This is a genomic window from Streptomyces sp. AC558_RSS880, from assembly GCF_019049255.1.
In the GTDB taxonomy this organism is placed as follows: domain Bacteria; phylum Actinomycetota; class Actinomycetes; order Streptomycetales; family Streptomycetaceae; genus Streptomyces.
The window spans coordinates 1-21,235 of record NZ_JAGMUJ010000232.1 but is presented as its reverse complement, the minus strand read 5'-3'; the positions used below and the strand labels follow the sequence as shown (position 1 = coordinate 21,235).

General features: G+C 76.5%; 3 protein-coding genes. All 3 read right to left on the bottom strand.

Annotated features, from left to right (window positions below):
- On the bottom strand, nt 1-6,971 hold a 6,971-nt coding region (locus KUM38_RS41480), incomplete at its 3' end, for a type I polyketide synthase (RefSeq protein WP_374227138.1).
- A 113-nt stretch (nt 6,972-7,084) separates the two neighbouring features.
- Nucleotides 7,085-14,014 (bottom strand): SDR family NAD(P)-dependent oxidoreductase, encoded by a 6,930-nt coding sequence (locus KUM38_RS41475; protein WP_217137315.1) that lies wholly within the window; start codon nt 14,012-14,014, stop codon nt 7,085-7,087.
- Between the two features lie 60 nt (nt 14,015-14,074).
- The gene (locus tag KUM38_RS41470; protein WP_254398588.1) at nt 14,075-21,223 is read right to left on the bottom strand and encodes a type I polyketide synthase; all 7,149 of its coding nucleotides are present in this window, start codon (nt 21,221-21,223) and stop codon (nt 14,075-14,077) included.
- Nucleotides 21,224-21,235 lie beyond the last annotated feature (12 nt).

Here is a 21,235-nt window from a genome sequence, read left to right as displayed (position 1 = left end):
GCCAGCCGGGCATCCCCGCGCACGGTGCCCAGCCGGACCTGCGGCCCGGGTGTCCCCTCGGCCAACGAGGCGAGCCCCGCGAGCAGTTCGGCCCGGTCCCGGGCCGTCACCACGGCACGGTGGTCCAGGGGGGCGCGGGTGGTGGCGAGCGCGGCGGCGAGGTCGGCGGGAGGGAGGTCGGCGCCGTCCCGCGCGAGATGCGCGCGCAGCCGCTCGGCCTGGGCCGCGAGGGCCTCGGGGGTCTTGGCGGAGAGCAGATACGGCAAGACGCCCGGGTCGGCGGGTCCCGCGGTGTCCGGGACGTCGGCGGGCTCGGGCGGACGGTGCTCGAGGACGGTGTGCGCGTTGGTGCCGCTGATGCCGAACGCCGACACGGCGGCGCGGCGCGGGCGGCCGGTCTCCGGCCAGGGGCGGGGCTCGGTGAGCAGTTCGACCGCGCCGGCCGACCAGTCCACGTGCGGCGTCGGCGCGTCCACGTGCAGCGTCTTCGGCAGCACACCGTGCCGCATCGCCATCACCGTCTTGATCACCCCGGCCACGCCGGCGGCGGCCGTGGTGTGGCCGATGTTGGACTTGAGCGCGCCCAGCCACAGCGGCTCGTCCGCGTGGCGTTCCCGGCCGTAGGTGGCCAGGAGGGCCTGGGCCTCGATCGGGTCGCCGAGTTCGGTGCCGGTGCCGTGCGCCTCGACGGCGTCCACGTCCCGGGCGTCCAGCCGGGCGTCGGCGAGGGCCTGCCGGATCACCCGCTGCTGGGAGGGGCCGTTGGGCGCGGTCAGGCCGTTGCTGGCGCCGTCCTGGTTGACGGCGGAGCCGAGGACCGTCGCCAGGACGCGGTGTCCGTTGCGCTGTGCGTCGGAGAGCCGTTCGACGAGCAGCAGGCCGATGCCCTCGGACCAGCCGGTGCCGTCGGCGGCGGCGGCGAAGGGCTTGCAGCGGCCGTCGGCGGAGAGCACCCGTTGCCGGCTGAAGTCGACGAACAGCCCGGGGTTGGCCATCACCGTGACGCCGCCGGCCAGCGCCATCGTGCACTCTCCGGTGCGCAGCGCCTGGACGGCGAGGTGGAGGGAGACCAGGGAGGAGGAGCAGGCGGTGTCGACCGTGACGGCGGGGCCCTCCAGGCCGTAGGTGTAGGCGAGGCGGCCGGAGGCGACGCTGGCGGCGTTGCCGGTGCCGAGGTAGCCGCCGAGTTCGTCGGGCACCTCCATGCCGGCCAGATAGCCGATGTGGGCGGCGCCGACGAAGACGCCGGTGGCGGAGCCGCGCAGCGTGGCCGGGTCGATCCCGGCCCGTTCGAACACCTCCCAGGAGGTCTCGAGGAGCAGCCGCTGCTGCGGATCCATGGCGAGGGCCTCGCGCGGGGAGATGCCGAAGAAGCCCGCGTCGAAGTCGGCGGCGTGCTCGATGAAGCCGCCCTCGCGGACGTAGCTGGTGCCGGGGTGGTCGGGGTCGGGGTGGTAGAGCTCCTCGACGTTCCAGCCGCGGTCGGCGGGGAAGCCGGTCAGTCCGTCGCGGCCGTCGGCGAGCATCCGCCAGAGGTCCTCGGGTGACATGACGCCGCCGGGGAAGCGGCAGGCCATGGCGACGATGGCGATCGGTTCCCGGTCGGCGCCGGGGGTGGTCACGGCGCGCGGTGCGCCGGTGGGGGCCGGGGCGCGGGTGCCGAGGAGTTCGGTGCGCAGGTGGGCGGCGAGCGCGGTGGTGGTCGGGTGGTCGAAGACCAGGGTGGCCGGCAGGCGTCGGCCGGTCAGGGCGGCAAGCCGGTTGCGCAGGTCGACCGCGATGAGGGAGTCGAAGCCGAGGCTCTTGAAGGCGGTGCCGACGTCGACGGCCGCGGGGTCGTCGTGGCCCAGCACGGCGGCGACCTGGGCGCGGACCAGGCCGGTCAGTTCGCGTTCCTGTCCGGCCGGGTCGAGGGCGAGCAGATCGCGGACGAAGCCGTCGGCGGCCCGGCCGCCGCCCGCGGCCGCGGCGGTGCGGCGCACGGGTCCGCGGACCAGGCCGCGCAGCAGTCCCGGCAGCACGCCCGCGTCGGCCTGGGCGCGCAGGGCGGCGCGGTCCAGCCGGAGCGGCACCGCGAGGGGTTCGTCGGCGGCGGTCGCGCGGTCGAACAGGTCGAGGGCGGTCGTGGAGGACAGCGGGACGACACCGGAGCGGGCCATCCGCTGGCGGTCGGCCTCGGCGAGCCGGCCCGTCATGCCGCTGGCCCGCTCCCAGAAGCCCCAGGCCAGTGCGGTGCCCGGCAGGCCCTGGGCGTGCCGGTGCTGGGCGAGGGAGTTGAGGAACGCGTTGGCGGCGACGTAGTTGCCCTGGCCGGCGCTGCCGAGGACACCGGCGGCCGAGGAGAACAGGACGAACGCGGACAGGTCGCGGTCGCGGGTCAGTTCGTGCAGGTGGAGCGCGGCGTCGACCTTGGGCCGCAGGACCGCGGTGAGCCGCTCGGGGGTCAGCGAGTCGATGACGCCGTCGTCCAGGACGCCCGCGGCGTGCACGACGGCGCTGAGCGGCCGGTCGGCGGGGATCCCGGCGAGCAGCCGCCCGAGCGCGGCCCGGTCGGCGGCGTCGCAGGCCACGATGTCCGCGGTCGCGCCGAGCGCCGCCAGCTCGGCCCGCAGTTCGGCGCATCCGTCGGCGTCGGGGCCGGTGCGGCTGGTGAGCAGCAGGTGCCGTACGCCGTGTTCCGCGGCCAGGTGGGCGGCGATCAGCCGGCCCAGGGTGCCGGTGCCGCCGGTGACGAGGACGGTGCCGTCGGTCCGGAACGGCCGGCGCGACGGGTCCCGGCCCGCGGGGTGGGAGGTGAGCCGGGGGGCGAGCAGGTGTCCGTCGCGTACGGCGACGGCGGGTTCCCCGCAGCCGGGGACGGCGGCCAGCGCCCGTCCCCAGGTCTCGGGATGTGCGGCGGGCAGGTCGGCCAGGAGGAACTGGCCGGGATACTCGGTCTGCGCGGAGCGGGTGAGGCCCCAGGCCGTGGCCGACGGCAGGTCCGGTACGTCCTCGTCGGGCGCGGTGGCCACGGCGCCGCCGGTCGCGACGATCAGCCGGGACGCCTCGAGGCGGGAGTCGCCGATCCAGGTGTGCAGGACGGGCAGGAGGCCGGTGGCGGCCGCGTGGGCGGCGGTGGGCTGCGCCGTGTGGCCGGGTGCCACGGGGTGGACGACCGTGTCGGGTACGGCGGCTCCGTGGTCCAGTGCGGTGCTCAGGGCCACCGGGTCGGGGTAGGCGCGGACGTCGGCGCCCGTGCCGCGTAACGCGTCGGCGAGGCCGCCGGGGTCGGCGCCCAGGACGGCCCAGGTCGTGCCGGCGGCGTCGGCGGGGTGGGGGTCGGCGGTGCCGACGGACACCCAGTCGACCCGGTACAGGGCGTCGGTCCGGTGGCCGTGGGCGGCGCCCGGCGTCGAGGAGTCCTCCCGGGCGGACACGGTGTCGATGCGGGCCACCGGCTGTCCGGTGGGGTCGGTCAGCAGCAGCGCGTGCCGGACGGCGCCGTCGGCGGTCGGGCGGGGGCGCAGCCGTACCCGCAGGGTGGTGGCACCGGCCGCGTACAGCGCGATGCCGCCGAGCGTGTCGGGCTGAGCGGTCACGGCGGCGTCGTCGTACGTCCGCAGGCGCAGTGCGGCGTCGAGGAGGGCCGGGTGCAGGCCGTAGGCGCCCGCGTCGTCGCTGTGCCCGTCGGGCAGGGCGACCTCGGCGAGGAGTTCGTCGTCGAGCCGCCAGGCCGCGCGCAGGCCGCGGAAGGCCGGGCCGAGGACGGGCGCGGCGTCGGCCGTCCGGTCGTGCGGGCCGTCGAGTCCGAGGGGTTCGCTGCCGGGCGGCGGCCAGGTTTCGGCGTCGGCCTCCGGCGTGGGGCGGCCCGGGCGGAGCAGGCCGGTGGCGTGCCGGGTCCAGGGTTCTCCGGCGTCGGCGTCGGACGGCCGGGAGTACACGGCGAGCGAGCGGCGGCCGTCCGGCCCAGGCGGGCCGACGGCCACCTGGAGCCGTACCGCGTCGGTGTCCAGGTCCAGGGGTGCCTCCAGGGAGAGTTCCTCGACCTGGTCGCAGCCCGCTTCGTCGCCCGCGCGGATCGCCAGCTCCACCATGGCCGCGGCCGGGAGCCGTACGGTGCCGTCCACGGTGTGGTCGGCGGGCCAGGCCAGGCCGCGGGCGGTCAGCCGTCCGGTCAGCAGCAGTCCGCCGCCGTCCGCGAGGGCCGCGGTGGCGCCGAGCAGCGGATGCCCGGCCGCCAGCAGGCCGAGTCCGGCGGCGTCCCGGGCCGTGTCGGCGGGGGCCTGGAGCCAGAAGCGGCGGCGGCGGAAGGGGTAGGTCGGCAGGTCGACACGGCGCGGCGGGACAGCGCGTCCGGCGAACACCTTCGGCCAGTCGACGGTGAGCCCGTGGACGTGGGCGGCGGCCAGCGCCTCGGCGAACCGGCCGGGGCCGCCGGCGCCTCGCCGGAGGGTGTCGAGGACGACCGCGGGCGCGTCGGCGGCGGCGATGGTGTCCTCGAGCGCGACGGTCAGCACCGGGTGGGCACTGACCTCGACGAAGGCGGTGTGGCCGGCGGCCAGCAGGGCGCCGACGGCGGCGTCGAAGCGCACCTGTCGGCGCAGGTTGTCGTACCAGTAGGTGGTGTCGAGGAGGGTGGTGTCCAGCAGGGCGCCGGTGGTCGCGGAGTAGAACGGCACGGCTGAGCCGGTCCCGGTGATCCCGGCGAGTTCCTTCGTCAGCCGGTCGCGGATCGTCTCGACCTGCGCGGAGTGCGAGGCGTAGTCCACCGGGACGCGGCGGGCCCACACGCCCTGTCCTTCGCAGACGGCGAGGAGTTCGTCGATGGCGGGCTGGTCGCCGGCGACGGTCACCGAGGTGGGGCCGTTGACGGCGGCGATGGTCAGTTCCCCGTCGAGTGGTCCGATCAGCTCGTGGGCGCGGGCCGCCGGGAGGGAGACCGAGGCCATGCCGCCGGTACCGGCCAGGTCGAGGAGGGCCCGGCTGCGCAGGGCCACGACCTTGGCTCCGTCCGCCAGGCTCAGGCCGCCCGCGACGCAGGCCGCCGCGATCTCGCCCTGTGAGTGGCCCACCACGGCGGCGGGCCGCACCCCGTGGGTCTGCCAGAGCCGGGCGAGGGCGACCATGACGGCCCACAGCACGGGCTGGACGACGTCGACCCGCTCCAGCCACTCCTCGTCGGGCGAGCGCAGCACATCGACGGCTGACCAGTCGACGTAGGGGGCGAGAGCGGTCTCGCACCGGGCGATCTCGGCGGCGAACTCGGGCGCGGTGTCCAGGAGTTCCCGGGCCATGCCCGCCCACTGCGAGCCCTGGCCGGGGAAGACGAAGACCGGACGCCGGTCCTGTCCGGCGACGGTGCCGGCGCTCTCGCCGCGGGCCAGGGCCCGCAGCCGTTCGGTGAAGCCGTCGAGGTCGGCGGCGGTGAGGGCGGCGCGGTGTTCGAGCGCCGAGCGGGTGGTGGCCAGCGAGTAGGCGATGTCGTCGGGCGCGAGGTGGGGTGCGGCGGCGACGAAGGACGCCAGCCGGTCGGCCTGGGCGCGCAGCCCCTCCTCGTCGCGTGCGGACAGCACCCAGGGCGCCGGTGGCCGGTGCGCCGCCGTCCGCGGCGGGGGTGGGGGCGTGGTGGCCGGTTCGTCGTCCTGCGGGGCCTGTTCGAGCAGGAGGTGCGCGTTGGTGCCGCTGATGCCGAAGGACGAGACACCGGCGCGGCGGGGCCGGCCCCCGGTGTCGGGCCAGGGCGTGGCCTCGGTCAGCAGGCGTACGGTGCCGGCCGACCAGTCGACGTGCGGGGTGGGCTCGTCGACGTGGAGGGTGGGCGGCAGCAGGCCGTGGCGCAGGGCCATCACCGTCTTGATGACCCCGGCGACGCCGGCGGCGGCCTGGGTGTGGCCCAGGTTGGACTTGACGGCGCCGAGCAGCAGCGGGCGGCGCGGGTCGCGGTTCTGACCGTAGGTGGCGAGCAGGGCCTGGGCCTCGATCGGGTCGCCGAGGGTGGTGCCGGTGCCGTGTGCTTCGACCGCGTCGACGTCGTCGGTGGTGAGCCGGGCGTTGGCGAGCGCCTGCCGGATCACCCGCCGCTGCGAGGGGCCGTTGGGGGTGGTCAGGCCGCTGCTGGCGCCGTCCTGGTTGACCGCGCTGCCGCGCACCACGGCCAGCACCCGGTTGCCGTCGCGCCGTGCGTCGGAGAGCCGCTGGAGCAGGACCAGCCCGGCGCCCTCGGACCAGCCGGTGCCGTCCGCGGCGGCGGCGAACGCCTTGCACCGGCCGTCGGGCGCCATGCCGCGCTGCCGGCTGAACTCGCTGAACATACCGGTGTTGGACATGACGGTGACACCGCCGGCGAGGGCCATCGCGCACTCTCCGGCGCGCAGTGCCTGCACGGCCAGGTGCAGGGCGACCAGGGAGGACGAGCACGCCGTGTCGACCGTGACGGCCGGGCCCTCCAGGCCGTACACGAAGGCGAGACGGCCGGACAGGACGCTGATGATGGTGCCGGTGCCGAGGTAGCCGCCGACGCTCTCGGGCACCTGCTGGAAGCCGGTGCCGTAGCCGGAGGAGCCGGCGCCGACGAACACGCCGGTGCGGCTGCCGCGCAGCGCCGCACGCTCCAGGCCGGCCCGTTCGAACAGCTCCCAGGCGACTTCGAGCAGGACACGCTGCTGCGGGTCCATGGCGAGGGCCTCGCGGGGGCTGATGCCGAAGAACTCGGGGTCGAAGTCGGCCGCGTGGTCGAGGAAGCCGCCGGTGCGGGCGTAGCTCTTGCCGGGGGCGTCGGGGTCGGGGTCGTAGAGGCCCTCGATGTCCCAGCCGCGGTCCCCGGGCATGGGGCCGATCGCGTCCTCGCCCTCCGCGACCAGGCGCCATAGGTCCTCCGGGGAGGTCACGCCGGCCGGATAACGGCAGGCCATGGCGACGATCGCGATCGGCTCCGTCTCCCGCTGCTCGGCGCGGCGCAGCTCCGCCCGCGCGTCGTGCAGTTCCGCGGCCACCCGCTTGAGGTAGCCGACCAGCTTCTCGCTCTCCGGCGTGTCGCCGTCCTGCATCGTGGTGTCGCTCCTTCCTGTGCTCGGGCTCGGGTCCGGCGGGGTGGGGACGGCGGCGCTCACGCCAGGCCGAGTTCGCGGTCGATGAAGTCGAGCACCTCGTCGGCGCTCGCCTCCTTGAGCTGCTCCGCGGCGGTCTCCGGCGCGGCGTCCGGGGTCTGGTGGTGCTCGGGTTCCTGGTTGCGCCAGGCCGTCAGGAGCCGGTCGATCCGGGTGGAGATCGCGGCCCGGTCGTACGCGTCGGCGTGGACCTGGGCGAGCCGGGCCTCCAGGCGGTCGAGTTCGTCCAGCAGCGCGGGCACCGCGGCGGCGGAGGCGTCGGGGACGAGCTCCTCGAACAGGTGGTCGGCGAGGTCGGCCGGGGTGGGGTGGTCGAAGACGAGGGTGGCGGGCAGCCGCAGTTCGGTGGCGGCGTCGAGCCGGTTGCGCAGTTCGACGGCGGTCAGCGAGTCGAAGCCCATCTCGGTGAAGCCCCGGTGCGGGTCGATCGCGTCCGCGCCGCCCAGGGCGAGCACCGTGCCGGCGTGGCCGCGGACCAGGTCGGTCAGCAGGCGCCGCTGGTCGTCCTCGGCCAGCGCGGACAGCCGCCGCACGAGCGCGGCGGCCGGCTCCGGCGCGGCGGCGGACTGAGCGGTGCGGCGTCCCGGGGCACGGACCAGGCCGCGCATCGCGGCGGGTACGGCGGTGGCGCCGGCGTCGCGTCCCAGGGCGGCGCCGTCGACCCGGACCGGCAGCAGCAGCGGGTCGGGCAGGGCGGCGGCCGCGTCGTAGAGGGCCAGGCCCTGCGGCGCGGACAGCGGCAGCATCCCGGAGCGCGCCACCCGCGCCCGGTCGGCCCGGTCGAGGCCGGCGGTGACGTCACTGGCCTGGTCCCACAGGCCCCAGGCGAGCGAGGTGGCGGGGCGGCCGGCGGCGCGGCGGTGGTGGGCGAGCGCGTCGAGGAAGGTGTTGGCCGCGGCGTAGCCGCCCTGGCCCGCGCCGCCCAGCACGCCGGCCGCCGAGGAGTAGAGGGCGAACACGGCGAGGTCGGCGTCGGCGGTCAGCCGGTGCAGGTTCACCGCCCCGTCGATCTTCGGCCGCAGGACGCGGCGGAGCTGATCGGACGTCAGGGAGGTGACGACGCCGTCCTCGACCACGCCGGCGGCGTGCACGACCGCGGTCAGCGGGTGTGCGGCGGGGACGCGGGACAGTGCCGCGGCGAGCTGGGCCCGGTCGGCGACGTCGCAGGCGGCGATGTCCACGTGGACGGCGCCGAGCCGGGTCAGTTCCTCGCGCAGTCGCGCGGCGCCGGGTGCCGCCTCACCGGCCCGGCTGGTGAGCAGCAGGTGCCGGGCGCCGTGCTCGGTCACCAGGTGCCTCGCCAGGAGGCCGCCGAGCGCGCCGGTGCCACCGGTGACCAGGACCGTGCCGTCCGGGTCGGGGGCGGCGGGCACGGTGAGCACGATCTTGCCGATGTGCTTGGCCTGGCTCATGTACCGGTACGCCCGGGACGCCTCCCGGATGTCCCAGGCGCGCACCGGGAGCCGGCGCAGGGCGCCGCTCTCGATCAGGTCGACGGTGCGGGTGAGGATCTCGCCGATGCGTTCGGGGTCGGCGTCGACGAACGGCTGGTAGCTGACGCCGGGATGGGCGGCGGCCGTGTCGGCCGGGTCGCGCAGGTCGGTCTTGCCGATCTCGACGAGTCTGCCGCCCGGTGCCAGCAGCCGCAGTGAGGCGTCCACGTACTCGCGGGCCAGGGAGTTGAGGACGACGTCGACGCCGCGTCCCCCGGTCGCGGCGGCGATGGTGTGCTCGAAGTCCAGGGAGCGGGAGGAGGCGATGTGGTCGTCGTCGAGGCCCAGCTCGCGCAGGGTGTCCCACTTGCCGGGGCTCGCGGTGCCGTACACCTCGGCGCCGAAGTGCCGGGCCAGCTGGACGGCGGCCATGCCGACGCCGCCGGCCGCCGCGTGGACCAGCACGGACTCGCCGGGCTTGAGTCCGGCGAGGTCGAACAGGGCGCGGTAGGCGGTCAGGAAGGCGATCGGCATCCCGGCGGCCTCGGTGAAGGTCCAGTGCGGCGGCACACGGACGACGGACCGGTGGTCGGCGACCGCGACCGGACCGAGCGAGGCGGGCAGCACGCCCATCACCCGGTCGCCGGGCCGCCAGTCGCCGGCGGCCGAGCCGACCTCGGTGACCACTCCGGCGCCCTCGGTGCCCATGCCGGCCTGGCCGGGCACCATGCCGAGACCGACCAGCACGTCACGGAAGTTGAGGCCGGAGGCGCGGACGGCGACACGGATCTCGTGCGGGGCGAGCGGGCGTGCGGCGGGCGGGTACGGCAGCGGCGCGAGCCGGTCCAGGTCGCCCGCGGCGGTGGTGTCCAGCAGCCAGGGGCCGTCGGGGGCGGCGGGCAGCAGCCGGCCGGGGTCCGTACGCACGATCCGCGGGGTGAGGACCGCGCCCGCCCGGACGGCCGTCTGCGGCTCGCCGGCGGCCAGTGCCGCCCGCACCGCGTCGGGCAGGGCCGTCAGGGAGGCGGCGTCGGTGTCGAGGTCGGTGAGGAGGATCCGTCCGGGGTGCTCGGCCTCCACGGAGCGCAGCAGGCCCCAGACCGGCGCGTGGGCCAGGTCGGTGACGCTCTCGCCGTCGCGGGCCGCGACCGCGCCGCGGGTCACGACGACCAGGCGGGTCGTGTCCCACGCGGAGTGGGCCAGCCAGCCCTGGACGGTGTGCAGCATCCGGTCGACGGCCCGGTCGGCCGCGGTCGGCAGCGCCGCCGCGGGGACGGGGGCGAGCGGCAGCAGGACGACGTCGGGCGCCGCGGGTTCGTCGGCGAGCGTGGCGACGTCGGGGTACTCGCTCGCCGCGGTCCCGGCCGCCGCCAGCGCGTCGCACAGGCCGAAGGGGTCGGGGCCGAGGACGGCCCACCGGCCGGCGGCGGTACGGTCCGGCTGCTCGGGGGGTGTCAGCGGGGTCCAGTCGAGCCGGAACAGCACCCCGCCGTCGGCCGGGTCCGCGGGGGCGGCCGGGCGCATCACCAGTTCGCGCACCGAGATCACGGGGTTGCCCGTGCCGTCGGCGGCGGTCAGCTCCACCGTGTCGGGGCCGGTGACCGTCATCCGTACCCGCAGCGCGGCGGCGCCGACGGCGTGCACGGTCACTCCGCTCCAGGAGAACACCAGCCGTGCCTGCCCGGTGTCCTGGCCGAGTCCGGTCAGGCCGCTGGCGTGCAGGGCGGCGTCGAAGAGCGCGGGGTGCAGGAGGAAGTCCGCCGTGGCGGCGGTGTGCTCGTCGGGCAGCGCCACCTCCGCGTAGACGGCGCCGTCGAGCCGCCAGGCGGCGCGCAGGCCCTGGAACGACGGGCCGTAGGCGAATCCGCCGGAGGCGAGGTCGGCGTAGAAGTCACCGATGTCGACCGGCTCGGCTCCGGCCGGCGGCCAGGCGCCCTGCGGGGCGGGCGCGGGCGTGGAGTGGGGGGTCGTACGGGCGTCGGCTTCGGGGGTCAGGGTGCCGGCCGCGTGACGGGTCCAGGCGGTGTCGTCGTCCGTGCCGGGGGTGTCGTCCGCGCGCCGGGAGTGGATCTCGACCCGGCGGCGTCCGTCGTCCTCCGCCGGTCCGACGGTGACCTGGAGGTGCACCGCGGCGTCGGCGGGGAGCGGGAGCGGGGCCTCCAGCATGAGTTCGGCCAGGTGCGGGCAGCCGGCCCGGTCACCGGCCTGGACGGCGACTTCCACGAACGCGGTGCCGGGGAACAGCACGACGCCCTCCACCGCGTGGTCGGCCAGCCACGGGTGGGTGTGCGGGGACAGCCGTCCGGTCAGGACCAGTCCGCCGCCGCCCGCCAGGCGCAGTTCGGCGCCGAGCAGGGGGTGACCGGTGGTGGCGAGGCCGAGTCCGGCCGCGTCGGGTGCCGTCGTGCCGGCGTCGAGCCAGTAGCGCCTGCGCTGGAAGGCGTAGGTGGGCAGGTCGGTCCGGCGGGCGCCGGTGCCGGCGAAGAACCGCTCGCCGTCGATCCGGCCGCCGGACAGATGGACCGCGCCGAGCGCGGTCACCGCCGTGGCCGGCTCGGGCCGCCCGGCGCGCAGGGCGGGCGCGCACACGGGGGCCGGATGGGGTGCGGGTCGGCGGGCGGCCAGGCAGTCTCGGGCGAGCGCGGTCAGCACCCCGTCGGGGCCCAGTTCGACCAGGGCGGTGGCGCCGGCGTCGGCGAGGGCGGTGACGCCGTCGGCGAAGCGGACGGTCGCACGCACGTGCCGGGCCCAGTAGTCGGCGCTGCCCAGCTCGTCGTCGGTGGCCGGACGGCCGGTCACGTTGGAGATCACGGGGATGCGGGCGGGTGAGGCCGTGACGCCGGCCGCCACCTCGCGGAAGCGGTCGAGCATGCCGTCCATGTGGGCGCTGTGGAAGGCGTGGCTGGTGCGCAGCCGCCGGGTCTTGCGTCCCTGGGCGGCGAAGTGGCCGGCGAGCGCACGCACCGGCTCGCCGTCGCCGGAGAGCACCACCGCCGACGGGCCGTTGACGGCGGCGAGGTCGACGGCTCCGCCGTGCTCGGCGAGGGCGGCGCGCACCTCCTCCTCACTCGCGGCGACCGCGATCATCGCGCCGTCGGCGGGCAGTTCCTCCATGAGGGTGGCGCGGGCCGCGACCAGGGCCACCGCGTCGGACAGGGACCACACACCGGCGAGGTGCGCGGCGCTCAGTTCGCCGATGGAGTGGCCCAGCAGCAGGTCCGGCCGCACCCCCCACGATTCGTACAGCCGGAAGAGGGCGACCTGGAGCGCGAACAGGCCGGTCTGCGCGTACACGGTCCGCCCGAGCGGTTCCGCGGCACCGGTTTCCGGGGCGTCGGGGGTCAGGGCGTCGGGGGTCAGGGCGTCGGGGGTCAGTACGACCTCGGCCAGCGGCCGGCTGACGTGTCCGGCGAGCCGGGCGTCGAGGGCGGCGGCCACCTCGTCGAAGGCGTCGGCGAACGCGGGCCAGGCGGCGTGCAGTTCGCGGCCCATGCCGGGGCGTTGGCTGCCCTGTCCGGTGAACAGGAAGGCCAGGCGGCCGCCCGGTACGGCCCGGCCGTGCGCGGCGTTCGGCGCGTCCTCACCGGCCGCCAGTGCGTCCAGGCCGGCCAGGAACTCGTCGGGCCGGGTGCCCACGACGACGGCCCGGGAGTCGAGGGCGGCGCGCGAGGTGGCCAGCGTGCAGCCGACGTCGGCGGGGCGGAAGCCGGGCCGTTCCCGCAGGTGCGCGGCGAGCCGGGCGGCCTGCGCGCAGAGGGCTTCGTCGGTGCGGGCGCCGAGGACCCAGGGGAGGGCGGGAACGACGGCCGCCCGGCCCGGGGGTTCCGGTCGCGGTGAGCGGAGGGACTCCGCGGGGTGGGAGGGGTCCGCCGGCCGGGGGGCCTCCGTGGGCCGAGAGGCCGCCGTCGGCCGGGGGGCCTCCGGCGGCTGGGAGGTTCTCGTGGGCCGGAGGGCCTCCGCCGGCTGGGAGGCCGCTGTCGGCTCGGGTGCTTCCGGCCGTCGGGTCGCCTCCTGCGGCTCAGGCGTTTCCGCCGGCCGGGAGGGCTCCGCCGGGCCGGAGGGCTCCGCCGGGCCGGAGGGCTCCGCCGGCTGGGAGGGCTCCGTCGGCTGGGGGGCCTCCTCCACGATCACGTGCGCGTTGGTGCCGCTGACGCCGAAGGAGGAGACGCCGGCCCGGCGCGGACGGCCGTCGCGGGGCCACGGGGCGGGCCGGGTGAGGAGTTCCACCCCGCCGGACGACCAGTCGACGTGCGGGGTCGGCTCGTCCACGTGCAGGGTCCGCGGCAGCAGCTCGTGCCGCATCGCCTCGATCATCTTGATCACCCCGGCGACGCCCGCCGCCGCGCCGGTGTGGCCGATGTTGGACTTGATCGCGCCCAGCCGCAGCGGCTGCCCCGCGGGCCGGTCGCGGCCGTACGTGGCCAGCAGGGCCTGCGCCTCGATGGGGTCGCCGAGGGTGGTGCCGGTGCCGTGCGCCTCGACCGCGTCGACGTCCTGGGCGGTCAGCCGCGCGGCGTCGAGGGCCTGGCGGATCACCTCGGCCTGCGCTCGGTCGTTGGGGGCGGTCAGGCCGTTGCTGGCGCCGTCCTGGTTCACCGCGCTGCCCCGGACGACGGCCAGCACCGGATGACCGGCCCGCCGGGCGTCGCTGAGCCGTTCCAGCAGCAGGAGTCCCGCGCCCTCGGCCCAGCCGGTGCCGTCGGCCGCGGCGGCGAACGCCTTGCAGCGCCCGTCGGGGGCGAGGCCGCGCTGGCGGCTGAACTCGATGAAGATGCCCGGCGTCGACATCACGGTCACGCCGCCCGCCAGTGCCATCGTGCACTCGCCCTGGCGCAGCGCCTGCACGGCGAGGTGGATCGCGACGAGCGAGGAGGAGCAGGCGGTGTCGATGGTGACCGCCGGTCCCTCCAGGCCGAGGGTGTAGGCGATCCGGCCGGAGGCGACGCTGGTCATGCTGCCCGTGCCGAGGTATCCCTCGACCTCCTCGGGAACGCTGGTGAGCCGTTCGGCGTAGCCCGAGGAGATGGCCCCCGCGAACACCCCGACGCGGCTGCCCCGCAGCGAGGTGGGGTCGACGCCGGCGCGTTCGAACGCCTCCCAGGAGGTCTCGAGCAGCAGCCGCTGCTGGGGATCCATGGCCAGCGCCTCGCGCGCGTTGATGCCGAAGAGCTCGGCGTCGAAGTCGGCCGCGCCGTCCAGGAAGCCGCCGCGCCGGACGTAGGTCTTGCCGGACCGTTCGGGGTCCGGGTCGTAGAGGCCGTCGACGTCCCAGCCGCGGTCGGCGGGGAAGTCGCCGAGGGCGTCCACCCCGTCGGCGACGAGCTGCCAGAGCTCCTCCGGGGTCCGTACGCCACCGGGGTAGCGGCAGGCCATGGCGACCACGGCGACGGGCTCGGCCGCGGCCGCCTCGATCTCGCGCAGCCGCTGCCGCGTCCGGCCGAGGTCCGCGGTGGCCCTCTTGAGGTAGTCGAGGAGTTTCTCTTCGTTGGTCGACACGCGAGCCCACTTTCACCGGGTGCCCGGAGGGAAGCCGGAAGGAGTACGTCTACGTCGGGGTCAGGTGGTGCCCAGCTCCCGATCGAGCAGGTCGAAGATCTCGTCGGCGGAGGAGGCGGCGAGCGCCTCCCCGCTCAGGCCGGGTGCCGGCGCGTCGGCCTCCGCCGGGTCGCGCCACTTCCACAGCAGGGCCTCCAGGCGCCGGGTGACCGCCGCCCTGGTCCCCTGGTCGGACGGCAGCCGGTTCAGGGCGTTCTCCAGGCGGCTGAACGCGCCCGCCGCGGGGCCGGCCGTGGTCGTGCGTTCCAGCCCCAGTTCGGTGACCAGGTGGGCGGCGAGCGCCGCCGGGGTGGGGTGACTGAAGACGAGTGTCACCGGCAGCCGCAGGCCGAGCGCGGCGCCGAGCCGACCGCGCAGTTCGACCGCGGCCATCGAGTCCAGTCCGAGGTCGCGCAGCGGCTTGTCGGCGGCCACGTCGCCCGCGGTGTGCCCGAGGACGGCCGCGACGTGGGCGACGACCAGGTCGCTCACCGCGCGCTGCCGGTCCTCCTCGCCCAGGGCGGCCAGCCGCCGCAGCAGCGCGTCGCTCTCGGCGGTCCCCGGCGCGTCTCCCGGACCGGGGTCGTCGGCGGCCGGGCGGGGTGCCGCCACGGGCCGCAGCACGGGGACGGATCCGGCGCGGGCGGCCGGGGCCCCGGCCCGGGTGAGGGTGTCCGCGAGCCGCTCGGGAGAGACGGCCCGCAGGGCGAGGGAACGCACCGTGAGGGCGGCCGCCCCGGTGTCGGTCGCGGCGGCCAGGGACAGCGTGTCCGGCGTGTCGCCGTCCGCCTCCAGGCGTACCCGCAGCGAGGTCGCGCCGGGGGTGTGCAGTGTGACACCGGACCAGGCGAACGGCATACGGATCTCCCCGTCGCCGGGCTCTGCCGCGGACCCGGACTCCTGCTCGCCGCCGGACGCCTCCATGGCCCCGGGTTCCTCCGTGGCCCCGGGTTCCTGCCGTCCGTCGGGCTCCTCCGTGGGCCGGGTCGTCCCGGCCGCCGCCTGGAGGGACCGCAGGGCGGCCGTCAGGAGCAGTGGGTGCAGTCCGTGGCCGGCGGCGTTCTGACGCTGTTCGGCGGAGAGGGCGACCTCCGCGTAGAGGGCGGTGCCGGACCGCCACACTCCGCGCAGCACGTCGTACGCGGTGTCCTCCGGGGCGTCGGGCTCGGCGGGCGCCGGCACGGACAGGGGCACGGCTCCGGCCGGGGGCCAGACGACGAGATCGTCCGCGATCTCGTCCACCAGCCCCTCCACCAGGTCGTCCGTCAGGCCGTCCGTGTGGCCGTCCGGCGCGGGTGCGAGCAGGCCCTCGGCGTGCCGGGTCCAGGATCCGGATCCGGTGGCCTCCGTGTCGTCCGGGCAGGAGTGGATGGCCACCGGGTGACGGCCGTCGGGCCGCGCGGCGCCCACCGACACCTGGAGCTGCGCGCCGCCGCGCTCGGGCAGCGGCAACGGCGCGTGCAGGGTCAGCTCCTCGACGGTGGCGAGGCCGGTCAACCGGCCCGCGTGCAGGGCGAGTTCGACGAAGGCGGCGCCGGGCAGCAGCGCGGTCCCCGGGGACAGGTGCTCGGCGAGCCAGGGGTGGGTGCGCCGGCCGACCCGTCCGGTGAGCACGACCCCGTCCGTGCCGGCCAGGTCGACCGCCGCGCCCAGGACGGGGTGCCCGGACGGGATCAGCCCCAGCCCCTGGGCGTCGGCCGTACCGCCGGACGTGCCCGCCAGCCAGTACCGCTCCCGCTGGAAGGCGTACGTGGGCAGTTCCGTCAGGCGCGGCTCGGTGCCGGCGAAGGCGGGCTGCCAGTCGACGTCGACGCCGTGGACGTACGCCTGCGCGAGGGCGGCGGTGAAACGGTCGGGGCCGCCCTCGCCGCGGCGCAGTGTGCCGAGGACCGCGGCCCGCGCCCCGGCCGCTTCGACGGTCTCCAGGACGCCGGTGGTCAGCACGGGGTGGGCGCTGGTCTCGATGAAGGCGTCGTGGCCCGTGGCGAGCAGGGCCCTGACGGCCTCGTCGAAGCGGACGGTCTGCCGCAGGTTGGTGTACCAGTACTCGGCGTCCAGGGCGGTGGTCTCCAGCGGGCCGCCGGTGACCGCGGAGCAGAAGGGGATGCGCGCGGCGCGCGGCGCGACGCCCGCGAGGGCCGCGAGCAGCGGTTCGCGGACCGACTCGACCTGCGGGGAGTGCGAGGCGTAGTCGACCGGGACGCGCCGCGCCCAGACTCCGTCGGTCTCGCACCGGGCGAGCAGCTCGGCGAGCGCGTCGGGATCGCCGGAGAGCGTCACGGAGTGCGGGCCGTTGACGGCCGCGAGGGAGATCCGGTCGCCGAACGGCGCGGTCAGCTCGGCGACGTCCTCGGCGGACAGGCCGACGGAGGCCATGCCGCCCTTGCCGGACAGGTCGAGGATGGCCTTGCTGCGCAGCGCGACGACCTTCGCACCGTCCTCCAGCGACAGCGCGCCGGCGACGCACGCGGCGGCGATCTCGCCCTGCGAGTGACCCACCACGGCGGCGGGCCGCACACCGTGCGCCTGCCACAGCGCGGCCAGCGACACCATCACCGCCCACAACACCGGTTGCACCACATCGACCCGCTCCAGCCACGCGTCCGACTCAGAGTTCAGGACCGAGGTCAGCGACCAGTCGACGAACGGCGCGAGCGCCTCCTCGCACGCCAGGATCTGCGTGGCGAACGCGGGTGACGCCGTGAGCAGCCCGCCGGCCATCTCGGCCCACTGCGAACCCTGACCGGGGAAGACGAACACCGGACGGGCACCAGACTGTGCCACCCCTACGACCGCGTCGACCCCAGACTCCCCCGCGGCCAACCCCGCAAGGGCCGTCCGCAACCCCTCCCGGTCGGCCGCCGTGACGACGGCCCGGTGGGCGAGCCCGGCGCGGGACACGGCGAGCGAATAAGCGAGGTCGGTCAGCGCGGGACGGGCGTCGGCCGGGTCCGGGCCGGCCGGGTCCGCGAGGTGGTCGACGAGCCGGGCGGCCTGCGCGCGCAGCGCCCTGCCGGAGTGGGCGGAGAGCAGGAAGGGCAGCGCGGTGCCGGGGGCGGGGACGGGCCGGGGTCCGGCCGGTTCCGCCGGTGCGGCGGGCGGCTGCTCGAGGACCACGTGCGCGTTCGTGCCGCTGATGCCGAAGGCGGAGACACCCGCGCGGCGCGGCCGGCCGTGCTCGGGCCAGGCGCGGGGCGCGGTGAGCAGTTCGACGGTGCCGGCCGACCAGTCGACGTGCGGGGTCGGTTCGTCGACGTGCAGGGTCGGGGGCAGCACGCCCTCGCGCATCGCCATCACCATTTTGATGACGCCCGCGACGCCCGCCGCGGCCGTGGTGTGGCCGATGTTGGACTTGACCGAGCCCAGGTACAGCGGGGTGTCGTCGGGCCGGTCGCGGCCGTAGGTGGCGAGCAGCGCCTGTGCCTCGATGGGGTCGCCGAGCGAGGTGCCGGTGCCGTGCGCCTCGACGGCGTCGACGTCCCGGGCGGTGAGCCGGGCGTCGGTCAGCGCCTGCCGGATGACGCGCTGCTGGGACGGCCCGTTGGGGGCGGTCAGGCCGTTGCTGGCGCCGTCCTGGTTCACGGCGGAGCCGCGCATGACGGCGAGGACGCGGTGTCCGTTGCGCACGGCGTCCGACAGTCGTTCCACCAGCAGCAGGCCGACGCCCTCGGACCAGCCGGTGCCGTCCGCGGCGGCGGCGAACGCCTTGCAGCGGCCGTCCGGGGAGAGTCCCCGCTGGCGGCTGAACTCCACGAACCCGGTCGGGGTGGCCATCACGGTCACCCCGCCGGCCAGCGCCATCGAGCATTCGCCGCGTTGCAGGGCGCGGCCGGCCAGGTGCAGCGCGACCAATGAGGAAGAGCAGGCCGTGTCGACGGTGAGGGCCGGGCCCTCCAGACCGAAGGCGTAGGCGACCCGGCCCGAGAGCACGCTGCTGACGCTGCCGGTGAGCGCGTACCCCTCCACACCGTCCGGCAGGTCCCCGGCGCCGGTGCCGTAGCCGCAGGCCGCGCCGCCGACGAAGACACCGACGGTCTCGCCCTTGACGGAGGTCGGGTCGAGGCCGGCGTTCTCGAACACCTCCCAGGTCGTCTCAAGGAGCAGCCGCTGCTGCGGGTCCATGGCGAGCGCCTCACGCGGGGAGATGCCGAACAGGGCGGCGTCGAACTCGGCGGCCGTGTCGAGGAATCCGCCCTCGCGCGCGTAGCTGGTGCCGGGGCGGTCGGGGTCGGGGTCGTAGAGGGCGTCGAGGTCCCAGCCGCGGTCGGCCGGGAAGCCGGACACGGCGTCGACGCCGTCGGCGACCAGCCGCCAGAGGTCCTCCGGTCCGGCGACCCCGCCGGGGTAGCGGCAGGCCATGGCGACGATGGCGATCGGCTCGCCGTCCACGGCCGGGCCGACGGCGGGGCCGCTGCCGGCGGGATCGTTGTCGGCGGGCCGCGCACCGGCCAGTTCGCCGAACAGGTGGCCGGCCAGGGCGGTCGGCGTGGGGTAGTCGAAGACCAGGGTGCTGGGCAGCTCCAGTCCGCTGCTCAGGGAGAGCCGGTCGCGCAGCTCGACCGCGGTGAGCGAGTCGAAGCCGAGGTCACGGAAGGCCCGTTCGGCCGACGGCGCTTCAGCGGCCGGCAGGCCGAGTACGGCGGCGACCTCGCGGAGCACCAGGTCCAGCAGGATCCGCTCGCCCTCACCCGGCGTGGCCTCGGCCAGCCTGCGGGCCAGCTCCGGTTCGCCGGCCGGGCGGCCGTCGCCCGCGGGAAGGGCACGGCCCGCGGCCTGTTCGGCCAGGTGGACACGGGCCTCCGGCAGGTCGCCGAGCAGGGCGCTGGGCCGCAGCGCGGTGAAGCGGCGCAGGAAGTGCGGCCAGTCCACGTCGGCGAGGACGGTGGCGGCCTCGGGCCGGGCCACCGCGCGGGCCATCAGGGCTACGGCGGTCTCCGGGTCCATCGCGCGCAGTCCCCGGCGGGCCAGTTCCTCACCGCTCTCCCCCGCCGCCATACCGGCGCCCGCCCACGGGCCCCAGGCGACGGCCGTCGCGGTGAGCCCGCGGGAGCGGCGGTGACGGGCGAGGGCGTCGAGATACGCGTTGCCGGCCGCGTAGGCACCCTGCGCTCCGCTGCCCCACACGCCGGCGATGGAGGAGAACAGCACGAAGGCGTCGAGCGGGCGGTTACCGAACAGCTCGTCGAGGTGCGCGGCGCCGAGCACCTTGCCCTCGGCGATGTACGCGCAGGCGGCGAGGTCCGTCTCGGTGACGGTGGCGGCCTGGCCGATCCCGGCGGTGTGCACCACGGCCCGGACCGGCGGTCCGTCCGCCTCGACGTCCGCCACCAGCCGGGCCAGCGCCTCGCGGTCGGCGACGTCACAGGCGGCCACGGTGACGCGCACGCCGTGGGCGGTGAGCTCGGCGGTGAGCGCGTCGGCTCCCGGCGCGTGCGGGCCCCGGCGGGCGGTGAGCACCAGGTGTTCGGCGCCGCGGGCGGCGGCCCAGCGGGCCACCTGGGCGCCCAGGCCGCCGGTGCCGCCGGTGATCAGGACGGTCCCGGCGGGCGTCCAGCCCGCTTCGGGGCCCGGCTGTGCGACGGCGATGCGGCGCAGCCGGGGCACCCAGGCACCGGTGACGCGCACCGCCACCTGGTCCTCCGCGCCGTCCGCCGCGAGGGTGCGGGCCAGCCGGGACCACACCCGGTCGTCGGCGTCCACGGGGACGTCCACCAACCCTCCCCAGGAGGTGGGGAGTTCGAGTGCGGCTGCCCGGCCGAACCCCCAGACCTGGGCACGGGCGGCCTCGGCCGCGGGGTCGTCGCCGACGGCCACGGCCTGTTCGGTCACGCACCACAGGGGGGCCGTGCGGCCCGCGTCGGAGAGGGCCTGGACGAGGGTCACGGTGTCGGCGAACCAGGTGGTCAGCGCCGGGTGTCCGGGGTGCCGCCCCGGGTCGCCGGTGAGCAGCGACACGATCCCGGCGAGCGGGCCGACGGCACGGATCCGCGCGGCCAGTGCGTCGCGTTCCAGGTCGGCGGGGAGCAGCCGCAGGATCTCGACGTGGGCTCCGGCCTCGGTGAGCGCCCGGGCGCAGCTCTGTGCGGGTACGGAGCAAGGGGTCCCGGCGCCGGTGGTCTCGACGCCGACGGTTTCCGCACCGGCGGTTTCCACGTCGGCGGTCTCAGTCCCGGCGGTTTCCACGTCGGCGGTCTCAGTCCCGGCGGTCTCGGTGCCGACGGTCTCGGTCCCGTGGTCGATCAGCAGCCAGGTCCCGGTGAGGCGTCGGCCGTCCCGCGGTGTCCACGGCTGCCAGGCGGTCTCGTAGCTCCAGGCGTCGAGCAGGGTGCGCTCGCGCTGGAGACGGCGCCAGGAGGCGAAGGCGGGCAGCAGGCCGGCGAGGGATCCGCGCCGCTCCTCGTCGTCGCCCAGGTCGAGCGTGGTGGCCACGTGGTCGGCGTCGCCCCGTTCGACGGCGGCCCAGAACGCCGGATCCGCGTCGGCCGGGGCGGTGGGCGGGACGGCCGCGGGGGCCGTGGGTTCGAGCCAGTAGCGGCGGCGTTGGAAGGCGTAACCGGGGAGGTCGGTGACGTGTGCCCCGGTGCCGGTGAAGAAGGCCGACCAGTCCACCGGGACGCCGGCGAGCTGTACGGCGCCGAGCGCGCCGATGAGCGCGGTCGGCTCGGCCCGGTCGGAGCGGAGCAGGGACGTCGCGGCGGTGCCGGGCCGCACGATCGTCGTCTCGCGGGCCATCGCGGTGAGCACTCCGTCGGGCCCCGCTTCGAGCAGGGCGGTGACCTGGGCGTCGGCGAGCGCGGTGACGCCGTCGGCGAAGCGCACGGCGTTACGGACCTGCTGTACCCAGTACTCCGGGTCGGTCAGTTCGGCGGCCTCGGCAGGCCGCCCGGTCAGGTTGGAGACGACCGGGATCGCGGGCTCGGCGTACGACACCCCCTCCAGCACCGTGCGGAACTCCGCGAGCATCGGCTCCATACGGTGCGAATGGAAGGCATGACTGACCTGGAGCCGCTTCGTCTTGCGCCCCCCGGCCGCGAACCCGGCCGCCACCCGCAGCACCGGCTCCTCGTCACCGGACACCACCACGGACGCCGGCCCGTTCACCGCGGCGACACATACCGCGCCCTCCAGCGCCGCCACCACCTCCGCCTCACTCGCCTGCACCGCCACCATCGCGCCGCCCGA